Source organism: Lysinibacillus sp. NPDC097162, from assembly GCF_044762185.1.
In the GTDB taxonomy this organism is placed as follows: domain Bacteria; phylum Bacillota; class Bacilli; order Bacillales_A; family Planococcaceae; genus Lysinibacillus.
This window is the reverse complement of the sequence record NZ_JBIWDT010000001.1, coordinates 1,203,684-1,217,910: the sequence shown is the minus strand read 5'-3', so window position 1 is coordinate 1,217,910 and position 14,227 is coordinate 1,203,684. Positions and strand designations below refer to the sequence as shown.

12 protein-coding genes are annotated in these 14,227 nt (G+C 34.3%); 5 read left to right on the top strand and 7 right to left on the bottom strand.

The features are described from left to right. Positions 1-11 precede the first annotated feature (11 nt). Positions 12-1,133 carry a GerAB/ArcD/ProY family transporter gene (locus tag ACIQXW_RS05960; protein ID WP_402760422.1) on the top strand — a complete coding sequence of 374 codons (1,122 nt, stop codon included), beginning with the start codon at positions 12-14 and terminating at the stop codon, positions 1,131-1,133. Next, positions 1,120-2,241: a Ger(x)C family spore germination protein gene (locus ACIQXW_RS05955; RefSeq protein ID WP_401016419.1), complete on the top strand. Its 1,122-nt coding sequence runs from the start codon at positions 1,120-1,122 to the stop codon at positions 2,239-2,241. The genes ACIQXW_RS05960 and ACIQXW_RS05955 overlap by 14 nt, the downstream gene beginning before the upstream one ends. A gap of 34 nt (positions 2,242-2,275) precedes the next feature. On the opposite strand, the gene ACIQXW_RS05950 is transcribed toward ACIQXW_RS05955, so the two are convergent. Next, complete coding sequence (locus tag ACIQXW_RS05950; protein WP_402762451.1) at positions 2,276-3,226, bottom strand: nucleoside hydrolase; 951 nt, start codon at positions 3,224-3,226, stop codon at positions 2,276-2,278. Positions 3,227-3,850: 624 nt separating this feature from the next. Further along, positions 3,851-6,454, bottom strand: coding sequence for a cation-translocating P-type ATPase (locus ACIQXW_RS05945; protein ID WP_401016414.1), 2,604 nt, complete (start codon positions 6,452-6,454; stop codon positions 3,851-3,853). A gap of 819 nt (positions 6,455-7,273) precedes the next feature. Here ACIQXW_RS05945 and ACIQXW_RS05940 point away from each other — a divergent pair. Next, a complete protein-coding gene (locus ACIQXW_RS05940; RefSeq protein ID WP_402760420.1) occupies positions 7,274-7,846 on the top strand; it encodes a GNAT family N-acetyltransferase in 573 nt (190 codons plus the stop codon). Positions 7,847-8,157: 311 nt separating this feature from the next. On the opposite strand, the gene ACIQXW_RS05935 is transcribed toward ACIQXW_RS05940, so the two are convergent. Next, positions 8,158-8,742: a TetR/AcrR family transcriptional regulator gene (locus ACIQXW_RS05935; protein ID WP_401016408.1), complete on the bottom strand. Its 585-nt coding sequence runs from the start codon at positions 8,740-8,742 to the stop codon at positions 8,158-8,160. Positions 8,743-8,851: 109 nt separating this feature from the next. Here ACIQXW_RS05935 and ACIQXW_RS05930 point away from each other — a divergent pair, with 109 nt between their 5' ends. After that, on the top strand, positions 8,852-10,252 hold the full coding sequence (locus tag ACIQXW_RS05930) for an MDR family MFS transporter (RefSeq protein ID WP_401016405.1): 1,401 nt from the start codon (positions 8,852-8,854) through the stop codon (positions 10,250-10,252). Between the two features lie 301 nt (positions 10,253-10,553). Here ACIQXW_RS05930 and ACIQXW_RS05925 read toward each other — a convergent pair whose 3' ends face one another. From ACIQXW_RS05925 to ACIQXW_RS05915, 3 genes are all read right to left on the bottom strand, one after another. Beyond that, a complete protein-coding gene (locus ACIQXW_RS05925) occupies positions 10,554-10,952 on the bottom strand; it encodes a hypothetical protein (RefSeq protein ID WP_401016402.1) in 399 nt (132 codons plus the stop codon). A gap of 74 nt (positions 10,953-11,026) precedes the next feature. Further along, positions 11,027-11,332, bottom strand: a complete 306-nt coding sequence (locus tag ACIQXW_RS05920) for a hypothetical protein (protein ID WP_401016399.1) — start codon at positions 11,330-11,332, stop codon at positions 11,027-11,029. Between the two features lie 179 nt (positions 11,333-11,511). Beyond that, positions 11,512-11,739, bottom strand: coding sequence for a hypothetical protein (locus ACIQXW_RS05915; protein ID WP_401016396.1), 228 nt, complete (start codon positions 11,737-11,739; stop codon positions 11,512-11,514). Between the two features lie 90 nt (positions 11,740-11,829). On the opposite strand from ACIQXW_RS05915, the gene ACIQXW_RS05910 reads away from it, so the two are divergent. Beyond that, positions 11,830-12,765 carry a hypothetical protein gene (locus ACIQXW_RS05910; protein ID WP_401016393.1) on the top strand — a complete coding sequence of 312 codons (936 nt, stop codon included), beginning with the start codon at positions 11,830-11,832 and terminating at the stop codon, positions 12,763-12,765. Positions 12,766-13,179: 414 nt separating this feature from the next. Here ACIQXW_RS05910 and ACIQXW_RS05905 read toward each other — a convergent pair whose 3' ends face one another. Continuing rightward, a complete protein-coding gene (locus tag ACIQXW_RS05905; RefSeq protein WP_401016390.1) occupies positions 13,180-14,226 on the bottom strand; it encodes a phosphotransferase family protein in 1,047 nt (348 codons plus the stop codon). Position 14,227 lies beyond the last annotated feature (1 nt).

The following is a 14,227-nucleotide window of genomic DNA, read 5'->3' as shown; positions in this document are numbered from 1 at the left end:
AGGTGAAATGAATGAAAAATCCGCTACAACTTAGCCCTAAAGACATGATAAATGCTTATTTGCTATTTTTTGTCATCCACAGTGCTCAAGTAGGAGTCGGTATACAGGGATTTCAACGTATTGTGTACAAAGATGCAGGACATGATGCATGGATTTCAGTTCTATTGGCGGGCATTGCCACACATATCGTCACTTTTTGTATGATAAAAACATTGGAAATATACGGTTCTAATGATTTATATGGGATACAGCAAGATATCTTTGGCAAGTGGATAGGCAATTTTTTAAATGTCATATATATTGCTTATTGTTTTGTAGCATCCTTTTCAGTTTTACGGAATTATATTGAAGTGATTCAAGCATGGATGTTCCCTAGTATAGGTACATGGTTTCTATCAGCTACTATACTAATAATCATAATATACGCCTTCACTGGTGGACTTCGAGTAATTGTCGGTGTTTCTTTTTTTAGTATTGTACTCTCTTTATGGATTTTTCCTATGCTATTATTCCCAATGAAGTTTTCAACAGTAGATAGTCTACTCCCTATTTTAGAAACAAACTTTAGTTCACTATTAAAAGGTGCACAATCGATGACTTTTACAATTATTGGATTTGAAATTCTTAATATTATTTACCCTTTCATAAAGGACAAAAAAAACGTCAGCAAGTATGCACATATGAGTTTGTTGGCTACAACTATCCTATATCTAGCTGTTATGTTAGTTTCCATTACTTACTACAGTGAAGGAAAACTTCTAAAAACAATATGGGCAACATTGACATTATTTAGCTTTATAAGCTTTCCTTTTATGGAGCGATTTGAATTTGTGGCAGTTTGTTTTTGGATGTTGATCATTTTACCAAATCTTTGTCTCTATTTATGGGCTGCTTATCGAGGAACTCAACGATTAGTCAATATAAGTGGAACGAAATTCGTGTGGATTTTCTCTATTCTTGTTTTCATTGCCACATTGCTCGTTCAAACGCGCACTCAAATCAATACAATTAATACGTATTTCGGAAAAGTAGCTTTTTATATCATCTTTGTTTATCCGATTTTCTTATTTTTCATCGCCATACTTAAAAAAAAGTTCATAGAAAAGAAGGAGCATAAAAATGAAAAAGCTTAGGCATATTATTATTCTTCTTTTATTATTTATTTTTTTATATGGATGTGCCGAGACCAATATTTTAGATCAAGTGGGCTTAACGACTTTAGTTGGCTACGATGTAGGAACGGAAGAAAAAATAGCTACGACTGCTGTTATTCGTGAAGTGAATCCCGAATTTCAGAGTAAGGTAGAGGTCCTTACAACAGAGGACACAACTAGTAAAGGAAGTCGGATGAAATCTAATCGAAAGCTAGCTAAAAAGATTATGGTCGGTCAAATGAGGGTAATATTGTTTGGCGAAGAAGTAGCGAAAGATGATCTTCATTATTACATTAATACAAATCTGGAAAATGCAAGTGTAAGCAATAGTTTGTATATGGCTGTCGTAGAAGGAGAAACAGCACCATTACTTAAATACGAATATAAAAATATTGATGATATTGGTCAGCACATATATAAGCTTTTAGAACAAAACATTAAACAAGAGTATATGATATCCCCAACACTTCATGAGATTGCGCACGATTATTATACGACCGGTAAAGATATCGCTATGCCTATTTTAAAAAGAGATAAAGAACTTGTTGAATTAAGCGGAATAGCCCTATTTAAAGACGGTAAAATGGTCAGCAAACTCTCGGCGAAAGATAGCTTTTACATCAAGGTTGTCAGAGATACATTTAAGGTAGGGATTTTTGAAACTACCATACAAGAAGATGATGTGCCCCCAACATTATTGAAAAAAGCTGAAGAAATCCCTGTAGCATTTGATGCCATTCAATCTAAAAGAGACATTAAATTAGTCGATGCTTCTAAAACCGAGTTTGATCTAAACATCAAAATGAAGGCAAGAGTATTAGAAATACACAAAGATATAAATCTAGGCAATCCTAAGCAGGTAGCAGAACTTGAAAAGGCGATTAGTAAAAAATTATCAAAGGAAGTATCTAGAGTTATTGCACAAAGTCAGGAAGCCCAGTCAGATGTCTTTGGTTTTGGAGAGAAATATAGAAGCACTGTGCGGAATTCGAATCTGACAAAAGAAAAATGGCATGAGATGTATAAAGACATCAAAGTGAATGTGAAGGTCGACTTTGTTATCGTAAGAAACGGTGTTTTTGAATAAATTGCATTGTTTTCGTTCAGTAGTTAAAGCAAAATTATTTTAATTCACTATTAGCTTGATGGCCAGTCATAACGGACAAAAAATCATGAAAGAACTTTTCATAATTTATATCAAATGCAATACGATGTGTTTTTTGCCCATTCTTTATGTTTTCGTATGGTCGGGTTTCCGCAATACTTTGCCCCCGTTCAGGACCATCTAGTTTATCGACGACTGTAACAGGATAGGACTCATACGTGAACATGTCAGGGTTAATGATAGCCATAAGGGTTAGTGCATCGTGGAGAGGACTCCCTAAAAGTGTGGGGTCCCTTTCTTGATAAAAACGCGTACAGTACTCCATTAATGGTTTGAAGATTTTCGCCTTCCCAAAATGATCGATATAGTCGACCATGCCGGGCGTAACAATGGCTTTTTGTGTTGCATTTAAAGGAATAATTGTCACATTCGTAGCGTATGTGAGTACAATATTTACCGCAAAAGGATCTCCGTGAAAATTCGCCTCAGCAACAGTAGTGATATTTCCTGGAACCCCAAAAGCCCCACCCATAATATAAAATTCCTTTACGTTTTTCATTAACTCTTTGTAGAAAATAAACATCGTGGCAAGTGAAGTGAGCCGACCAATATTTACGATGATCAGCTCATCCTTATATTTTTTAATGATATTTACGATTTCCAAAAAATTTTCCGTTTTTAAATCGTAGTCTTCATTTAGTATGATTGGTCCAAGTCCATGCTCTCCATGAATTTCAGGAAAGTATGTTGGCTGTTCGCCAGTTAAAGGTACTTCTGCCCCTAAAATAACAGGGATTCCCTTAGGAAAATTAAACAACTTCATCAAATATAAAATATTGGCCACTGCAACTTCTCTCGATACATTTCCGTAATCTGCAACTAATCCAACAATTTCTATTTCACGGTGTAGTCTAGCGTAGATTAACGCAGCTGTATCATCAATGCCAATATCCCCGAACAATAGCACTTTTTTCACTAAAGAGCCCCCTTTTATTTACAATAAAGCTACTCTTATAGCAGGATTAAAATGCCTAAGGCGACACTATTTTGAACTTCTTTTTCAAAATAAAGGGTGATTAAAAAGCCTTTTACGACCTTTATTTAAAAGTACATAAAATGACTCAAGCATCATACTATAATCTCCCTCTTTCCCCCTTGAGAATTCAATGTTTTTCACATAAAAAATCAAGCATACATAGTGTATGAATATAAGGAGTAATTCGTTATTAATAATAATTATCCAAATGATTGGAATTTTAAAAAACGTTGCAAAAACAGATTCAATTAAATGCAATAGCACCTAGTCGTATTTGCACATCACTTATCCCTTTCAGTTTTTCTTCTGATAAAACACACTACACGGAACGAATCTATTTGATCAAATGGCCTAGCCTTTTGAAGTTACTCCTACATTTGTATACATAGCATCTAATGATTCTAGAGACGTTACTGGGCAAGTACTAATGTGCAGTATCCTATTTGTTTGCAATCGGATGCTACGTACGTTTTTTCAACAAAAAAAGGCCCGCTATTTGATTAGCGAGCATAAAAGTAACTTGATGTCATGTGCCTGGCACTTTTATTAAGTGCATTATTTACTTCTCACAAACAATAGTTTGTACCATTGATTAACTAAAAACGGTAAGAACGATAAGCTATAAATAAAACCTAATTGTGCGCCAGTTAATGTGGCAACTTCAAATATATCCGTGAAAGATGGCACAAATAATACTACATGTAGAGCAACAAAGCCGATTAAAAATGCTAACCAAGTATATTTATTCGAAAATACACCGATGGCAAAGATCGACTGTTTGGATCTAGAGTTAAAGCCATGTATTAGTCTTGATAAACATAAAGTTGTAAACGCCATTGTACTTGCTGTTAAAGTATCTCCTGTTGACAATCCTATTTCGAAAGCAACAGCCGTAGAAATAGCAATTAATAAACCTTCAAGTACCACTTGGGTCGTAAATATTCTATTTAGTAATGGTGTGTGAATATTTCTTGGCTTGTCCTTCATAGTGTTTTTATTATTTGGTTCCAGCCCGATGGCAATTGCCGGCAAACTATCGGTCAGCAAGTTAATAAATAATAGGTGGACCGGAGCAAATGGAACTGGTAAACCTAAAATAGTCGCATATAAAACGACAAAGATAGCTCCTGCATTCCCTGATAGCAAAAATAAAATGGCATTTTTAATATTTGTATAAATACTTCTTCCATTTGATATTGCTTTGACAATCGTGGAAAAATTATCATCGGTTAAGATCATAGAAGATGCATCTTTTGCCACCTCAGTACCGCTTATTCCCATCGCTACACCGATATCGGCTTGCTTTAAGGCTGGCCCATCATTGACTCCATCCCCCGTCATAGCAACGACGTTCCCTTTTTCTTGCCAGGCTCTCACAATACGAATTTTTTGCTCTGGTGTTACGCGGGCATAAACTGAGAAATCTTGCACTTTTTCTTGCAGTTCCCGATCAGTTAATTTTTCAATTTCAGCTCCTTCAATCGCTTCACTTGGATCCTGTAAAATACCAATTTGTTTTGCAATCGCAGTGGCTGTTATTTTATGGTCACCTGTGATCATTACAGGTTTAATCCCTGCTTTGATACAACTTTCAACTGCTGCCTTTGATTCTTTTCTAGGAGGGTCCATCATTGCGATTAATCCGACAAAGATTAAGTCTCTTTCGTCTACAACGGAGATTGCTCGAGGTTCATATACCTCCTTGTACGTAATAGCCAAAACTCTTAAACCATTCATCGAAAAGTCTCGGTTAACTTCTTCGATTTTTTTCTTATGTTCATGAGTAATAGTTAATAAACCATTAGAAGTATTAATTTTTGTAATTTTTGAAAGGAGAACATCTAATGCTCCCTTCGTAATCATAATATTTTGCTGATTAATACGATTCACCGTGCTCATAAGTTTTCTATCTGAATCAAAAGGAAGCTCTGCTACCCTTGGACAATTTTCTCTGACGATTAATTCATCAAAGTCGTATTGCTTCCCTAATTTCACAAGCGCAATTTCAGTAGGATCACCAATTTCTTTATGATCTCTTTCCAACGCATCATTACATAATAGTGCCTTCCAAATCAGATCTTTTTCGATTGTGTTTTTCATTTGTAGCTGATCGTGTGAAATAACTTTTTGATCAACAAATACATGTTGCACGACCATTTTGTTTTCAGTTAAGGTTCCTGTTTTATCTGAACATATAACAGAGACACTTCCCAAACTTTCAACAGCAAAGAGCTTTCGTATAATAGCATTTTCTTTTGCCATTTTTTGTGTCCCAAAAGCCAACACAATTGTCACAATCGAACTTAACGCCTCTGGTATAGCGGCAACAGCCAATGAAACGGCAAACATAAACGATTCCACCAACTCACGGCCTCGAACAAGATCAATTGTGAAAATAACTACACAGATCATCGTGATTCCTAAGGCTAATTTCTCTCCAAATTGATCTAGGCTAACTTGTAGCGGAGTCTTCTTTTCTTTCGCAGTATCTAGCAAATTTGCTATTTTACCAATTTCCGTTTCCATTCCGATAGATGTGACAATCACAATACCTCGACCATTTGTAACAAAGCTACCAGTGAAAACCATATTTTTCTTATCAGCAATCGTTACATCTTCCTTAATGGGATCAGCAAATTTCGCAACGGCTAAAGATTCACCAGTAAGTGAGCTTTCATTTATATGAAGATTATGGCTTTCTACTAATCTTCCATCAGCATTTATATAATCGCCAGCCTCCAAATACAGAAGATCTCCTACAACTATATCTTTAGACGGAATTTCGATAATCTGATTGTTTCGCATCACTTTCGCAATTGGAGAAGACAAAGCTTTCAAATTACCTAAAGACTTTTCCGCCTTTACATGCTGCACAGTACCGAGAATTGCATTTAAAATTATGACAATCAAAATGACAATTGTGCTTTCTACTTCACCTAATAGAAATGAAATAAAAGCCGCTATCATCAAAATAATTACTAATAAATCCTTAAACTGACCGAAAAAAACGGCAAGCGTACTTATTTTTTTACCTTCCTCTAATACATTAAAACCATACACTTCCTGCCTTTTTTGAACGTCAGAATCACTCAATCCTTTATTGGTCACGCTCAATTTATTCATGACTTCTGCGGACGACTGCTGATGATATTGTGTCATTTCATTTAGTTCTCCTTCCAGTGTAATTTTATTAGACTATCATACTCATGACGAAAAACGATTGCTGCTATTTTACTAACGATAGAGTCTCGCAAAACTCGAATAGACTTTTATAACTTATGTGTTATTCATCGTAGAGTTGACTATTTCAATAGAAGGAAAATGTCTATTGAATAGTCTTTTAGCTACCAAATTTCAATTTCCCTTGTATTTTTCGACTACAAACTCCGAACTTTCTTTCATGAATTCCGAGAAAATCCCATTCTAAAATACGTTTCTCCATATCTACTCCATCTTCAAATATTCGAACTATAACAATCTATTCCTTGTCCTAATCCAGTATGATAATAATTGATATAGAGATTTAATTTTTTATACTATTGTTGATGTAAACTCACAGAATTTACCAACCTTATGGAAATGAAAGCCCCCTCGACTATTAGCATCAAGGGGGCAAATTAACTTATTAAGTACTATATTTAAATGATTTTAATGATATACAGAGTGCTAATACAAAGCATCCTATTAAGATAAATAGTGACTGGCACTCTCTTCTATTGATTTCAAAAGATTTATAATACATAAACACAACTATAATTTTTTATTTTGTGGTATACTACTTCGAGTAGCGCCATCAAAGGGCCACAACCAATTCTGAGCTGTAGCGTATTTCATACGTTGCAGCTTTTTTTATTGTTTTTATTAAAAAGAATATACTCCAGCACCGTTTTACAATATAATGTATAAACTAGAAAATATTAATAAGCACTTATTTAAATAGCTTTCCTAAATTATTAAAATCACTAAGGAGAGAATACGATGAATGTAGAAAAAATCTTTGAAAACTTCCCACTATTAAGTTCCAACAACCTACAATTTAAAAAAATTGAAGAAAGCCACTTAAACATGTTATTTGCCATCTACGATAATGAAAAAGTATTTGAGTTTTGTGGCATCATTCCGAAGCACAATATCCAGACAGTCCAAAAAATGATCGGTCATTTTGAACGTGATTTCACGAAAAGAAGCCGAGTGAAATGGGGTATTTTTTTAAAAGATCAACCAGACACATTAGTCGGCATAATAGAAGCGATGGATTTTAATCAAAAAGTGAACATGGTAACAATTGGTTACTATTTAGCTGAGGACTATTGGAATAAGGGCATCGCTACTGAGTCAGTGCAATCAATCATTAAATTTCTATTTGACGAAGCCGACATCAATAGAATTCAAGCAGAGGTTATGCCAATGAATGATGCTTCAAAAAAAGTGCTTTTAAAAAGTGGTTTTATAAAAGAAGGATTATTAAGACAAGCCTCTTTCTGGTCTGGCAAAGGAATTATTGATTTGGAAATTTACAGCATCCTGCAAGAGGATTACAGTAACTTGTAGATTCAAATTGAACGGATGTTGGAAGAAGAAATAAAGCCCGCACTAAAATGAATATGTAATTGCAATCACGAAACATAGGACAATTAGAGTCATTAGCTATACTTTGCGTATTTTCATAATCAAAAAGCACTCTAAACAGGGATATCCCTGCTTAGAGTACTTCCACCCTGTAGCTTATCCCTTATTTTCATACCAAAAGAGTATTGTAAAAAATTGTTGCACTAAAGCCATAGTTGGTAGTTTGTTATTGTTTAACAATATGATGCCATTGTCTATTTGCCCTAATACTACCCAAAAGTTTTTTGTTTCACTTACATAACTAAGGTATGTCTATATACAGGCATAAAAATATTATTAATCATCTGAGTAGCCACTTCTTCATTAAAATCTCCTGACAACACAGCATTCACAATAAGTATAACAGCGAAATTTTTCATATTTTTTGTAAGTTTGCTCTTATTAATTTCCCCACGTTCATCTGCATTATTAAATATTTCTTCAAGAACAGAAAACAATTTATTTTCAGAATTGATTTTATTTAAGAAATCCATAAGCGATATTTTTGGTAATTTATCCAGTAGGAGCCCTCTAATAACGTCCAATCCAATTTCCTCGAGTTTTTTAATTATAAGAATGAAAAAAGTTAATAAATCATCATTTAATTGACCAGTATTAGGAACTGTAAAATGGAATTTAGGTGTATGTCGCTGGATTGTAGCAACTACAATTTCTGCTTTTCCGTCCCATCTTCGATACAATACATTTTTTGTTGTTTGGGCATTTTCAGCAATACGATCCATTGTTAATTGCTCGTATCCCACTTCTTTTAGTAATTTCCAAGTACTATCTAAAATAGCTTGCTCTAATTCCAATCCTCTCCGACGTGCTTTAGTCATTTCAATCCCTCATCTTTTCTTATTTGTTGACAATTATACCACGTTCGCATAAGATACTACAGTATTCTATTTTAGATACTGTAGTATCTTATTTCTAGGGGGAGTTACATTGAAAAAAGAAAAGTCACTTATTGGAATAGCTTTTGTTTTGGTATTAGGTGCTCTTGCGCCAATGTTAGATACCACTATGACGAATATTGCAGTCGATGTTATGATGAAAGATTTAAATGCGACTGTGGATTCGATTCAATGGGTAAGCACTTCCTACGTATTAGCTTTAGGGATTGCAGTTCCTATTGCAGGATGGGCTATTGATTACTTTGAAGGAAAAAAATTATATTTATTTGGGCTATTAATTTTTTTAATAGGTTCTATTATTGCTTCAGTTTCTTCGTCAGTTGATTTACTAATAGCTGGGCGAGTTGTTCAAGGTTTAGGAAGTGGTATTATTGTTCCATTGTTATCGACATTAGTTGTTCGATTAGCAGGAGGAGAAAATCTAGGCAAATTAATGTCTGTTATTGGGATTCCAGCAGTGTTGGCACCAATTTTAGGACCAACATTCGGAGGATTTATCATTCATTCTTTAAATTGGCATTGGATTTTCTATATTAATGTTCCAATCGTTATTTTATCAGCATTATTAATTATATTTATGCTTCCAACTTTCAAACCTAGTGGGAGTGGGAAGAAACTTGATGTTATAAGTATTCTTTTATTAAGTGGAAGTTTTACAAGTTTTATTTTAGGTATTTCAGAAATACACGCGTTCAGCACTGGGTTTTCAACTAAAGCTTTTGTGGCGTTACTAATAGGTGTTGGCTTGTTAATAACGTATATTGTGTATGCGGCTTTAAAACCAGAAAGAGCACTTGTAAGTTTAAAGCTTTTCAAGATTAAAAGTTTCTCTGCGTCTACAGTTTTATTAATAATGTCAGGGTTAACAGTAAATGGCGTTATGTTTTTACTACCACTGTTTTTACAAAATATTTTAGGATTAAGTGTTACTTGGTCAGGGATATTCTTAATTAGTCAAGGTATCGGACTACTCGTTTCAAGAAGTTTAGTAGGGAAATTAACAGATCAGTTTGGTGCACGAATTGTTGTACAAATTTCAGCAGCTATCGGTATTGCAAGCACATTGCCATTTGTGTTTTTTTCTGAACATACAAGTAGTACTTTAATTATTTGCATGTTATTTGTAAGAGGTATTGCACAAGGTGGGCTAACAATTTCCGTAATGTCTGATTCCTACCGTAATGTACCGAAAGAACTGATTTCTGAAGCAACAACAGCAACGAGAATGCTTCAAAATATTGGAGGTGCTATTGGAACAGCAATTTTAGCGACCGTGATTCAACATTCGATTAATAACCAGCCTGCCACAACAGAAGTGTTATTGACAGGTTATCATCACGCCTTTGTATTTACGGTTATCAGTTTAGTTATTGCATTCATTCCAGCTTTCTTTTTGACTAGTACAAGAAAAAAGAAAGAACATAGTATTTAAGCAAAACAAGAAAAGAGCTCACAAAATTAAAATACATGAGCTCTTTTCTATTGTTAGATATTAAAGTGAATCATAATTAAATAAGAAAAGAAACAACAACTACTCTCCCTCTTAAACGATAAAGTTTAAAACTTTTATCCATACTATGAATGCTTAATTTCTTTCCCCACTAAGCAATACAAAGGGTCTAACCCTTGTTAATGCAATAAAAGTACTCAAACAGCTGTATCTTTATTTAGAGTACTTTTATTGATTATGTTAATGGATATTTAAAATCTTTCCATAAATCAAATCTACAATCTTAAGATTTCATTTCTCGCCATTTCCAATATGCTTCATATAGCATATCGTGTAGAAATTCCTCATACTCTCGCTCCTCATCTAGACCTCTCCGTTCTAGTTTTAGCCCTAACCACACCGTATCATCATATCTAAATTTAGGATCACCAACACCATCTATAATACAGAAAAAGTGAAAAAAGGTTGAAAGCATCCGATCGCGAACAATCTTTTCAATGCCACATATACTATGAAAATCAAATTCATTTGCTTTTAACGCTTTGATTTCCTCAGTAGTTAATTTAAGCTCATCTTCTACGCTTATTATCGCGTTTTCTGGATGACTTAGGCTATCACCCAATTTAGAGTATTCTTCAATTAATTCATGAACCTCCATTAGTAAACTCATTTGACTATCCATCTATATCACCACTTTTAAGTTAATTTAGAAAAAACCAACAACTATCATCGCTTAGCCATTTCCTTAATGGTAACTTATTTACTTACGCCATACAGTTTAAAAAGTTCGCCGGATTCATATTGTTCAAGAACTATGTTTGCATGAAAACTGGTCATATTCTGTCCCATTCCTGCAATCTTTTCAAGCATTTTTAAAGCATCCGCTCTGCGATAGTCCACTATAATTGCATAAATACTGCAAACATATAAAACAAAAGTATTTTCATGTAGAAACAACTCATCTAACACTGCTGTAGCAAGTTCGGATGATTGCTTTAGTTGATCCAAAATAACTAGCAATGCCCTATTGGATTTATTTCCTCTTTTATAATCTCCAGTCATCTGCGTTTCTTCTGCTATCAAGCAATGATTAATAAACTCATCTACTAATATTTTCGTATATAATCACCTACTATATATTAGTTTAGCAAGCCTAACTTTGTATTAAATAAGCTTACCGACATTTACGAAAGCTGTTCTTTTCTATTGTATAAATGCAGATATACTAATTAGTTTTCATTCTATTTTTTTAATTTTCTTTTAATATCTGATGCATGTAAATCAATCTTATCTTTATCTTTCAAAGCGTTTCTAAACGCTAAAAATCCCAATATTAGCATTGCTATACTTAGAGGAGCAAATAAGAGGAAAAACACCTCTTTACTTACTTTATTAGTAAAGAATAAAATTAGTACAAGGATTGCGATTGCAGTAATATAGCTTACATATTTATTAAATTTGCAAGACATACGATGCACCCTTTCTAGCTTTAAATTATTTGATATTTCAGTTAATTTAATCTAGTATAAAAATAATAACACACTTAGGAGGTGCATGATATGAAATTAACACAAAAAATAACTAGTTTATTTGCCGCTTTTCTTTTATTGAGTGCAACTTTAAGTAGTGCTACATATGCAGATTCACTAGTTCCTTCAGCGGCTATTAAGACAGAAGAAATTACTGGTACTAATGATTTAATTAAAACAAACGAAAATGGTGTTGCAGAAAATGATTTTAATATTATTAATCTACCGAGTGAGTTTGATGATGGAATTCTTCTGAAAAGTAAGGGGACTGGAGAAGATTTAAAAATTGGTGTACCGAATAATATGAAGTTAAGTAAACCTACAATTACAGAATCAGGCAGCTATGAGTATAAGAATGACGGACCAGTAGACTTGATTTTGCAACCGACGGAGTTTGGAGTTAGAAGTATTATAAATATTAAAGATTCAAGTGCTCCAATGGAATATAAATTTGAGTTGGATATACCAGAAGGACATAAGCTGATTTCATCTGCTGATTATTTTGGTGACGTCCCTGGAAATGAGTTAGATACAAAAGAAGTCTTTATTGTAGATGAAAATAACATTATTCAAAGTGTTTTTGGGAAAGCGTGGGCAGTTGATGCTAATGGTGTAGATGTACCCACCTATTATGAAGTGGTTGATAACACTTTAATTCAAACCGTGAATTTTAATGAAAATACTGCATTTCCTGTATTGGCCGATCCAGATTGGGTAGCAATAGGAGCATGTAGTGCAGCTTTAGTTTGGTTTGTTGGTTCAAATTTATTTGTAGCAGCTAAAATTATCAAAGTTAGAAATTATATTAAAGCTCTCGGTGGTTTTAAAGAAAGTGCAAAATTAATTGCGGGTGCTACATCTTGGGAAGAAAAATTACGTGTGGGGGGATCAGCTTTACGTAGTTTAGCAGCAGAAATTACAGGTGTTACAGGTTTATATGCGTGTACTAGATTCTTTAATAAATGATGAAAATATTTTAAAATGACTTGAAGAAGAGTAGACAAAATCGTCTGCTCTTTTTTTGTCGTGCTTTGGATGCTAGTAGGAGGCAGGCGAGGATTACAATAAATAAATTGTTATGGGCGTACTGATTAGGTTTTTCAATGAGAACCTGATTTTTTTAAAAAAATCGGCATTACTTCGTTCTGTTATGCAAAACGCAAAAAAGAACACACATTCCCCCTCTTTAATTTCTTTATCGTGAATATTTAGTTTTATACTATGGGTATGGTGCGAGAAGATAATTTAAAACTAGAAAATATAGTGTCGGATAATCTGTTGATATTTTCTAACAATTACATACGCAACCAACAAAAAAGATTGTAGATGCCCCCGAAAATTAGGAGCAGCTACAATCAAACAGCCTCTATCAACCTACTTTTACTTAATACTTTTAGCAGCTTGCTGAATAAGTGCAGCTACCATCGTATCCATTTGTGCAAAACGATCATCCTTCGTTTGCCCGTTTACAAAGCGGTAATAAATCTGTTGGCAAATCACCGCTAATTTAAAATAAGCAAATGTGATATAATAATGGATTGCTGAAACATCACGACCACTTTTCTCTGCATAACGTTCGATGAATTCTTCTCTTGTATAAAAGCCAGGTAAAATCGTAATCGGTGGCTCGCCTAGTGCATACAGCAGCATTTTTGGATCATCTGCATGCATCCAGTAGCTCATGGCAACACCGAGATCTGCTAAAGGATCCCCTACTGTTGTCATTTCCCAATCAAAAAGCCCAATCATTTGTGAATAATCCTGTGAAAACATCGCATTATTGAATTTATAATCATAATGAATAATTGTCGCTTCAGCATTTGTCGGTATATGTTCCTTTAGCCAAGCTGTTAGCGATGCTACCTCTGAAAGCTCAGCTGTTTTCGCTTTATCGTATCGATCAATCCAGCTATGCACCTGGCGTTCCATAAACCCATCAGGCTTCACCATGTCTATTAATGGCGTTTCTTTATATGGTATGGCATGGAGCGCTACTAATGATTCCACCATCTTTTCAGACAACTGACGGGCTAGTTCTACTGTCGTATCGTTACCAGGTGGAAAATGCGTATCCAATACAACTCCCTTTTTTCGTTCCATTAAGAAAAAATCACTACCGATAATGCTATCATCATCAACATAAACATATGGTTTTGGCACAACTGCTAAAAACGGATGGAGCGCAGATAAAATGGTAAATTCACGCTTCATATCGTGCGCCTTTTTTGCAACTGGTCCAAGAGGTGGCCTGCGAAGTACGACTTCAAAATCCGCTATTTTTAAACAGTAAGTTAAATTAGAATGGCCAGCACTAAATTGAGAAATTTCTAGTTTCCCCTCTGGTAAGTTTGAGAAATGTTGCTTTAAAAAAGCATGTAATTGCTCTGCATCAATCCGTTCACTTGCCCTTACTTGCATCGTATCCATA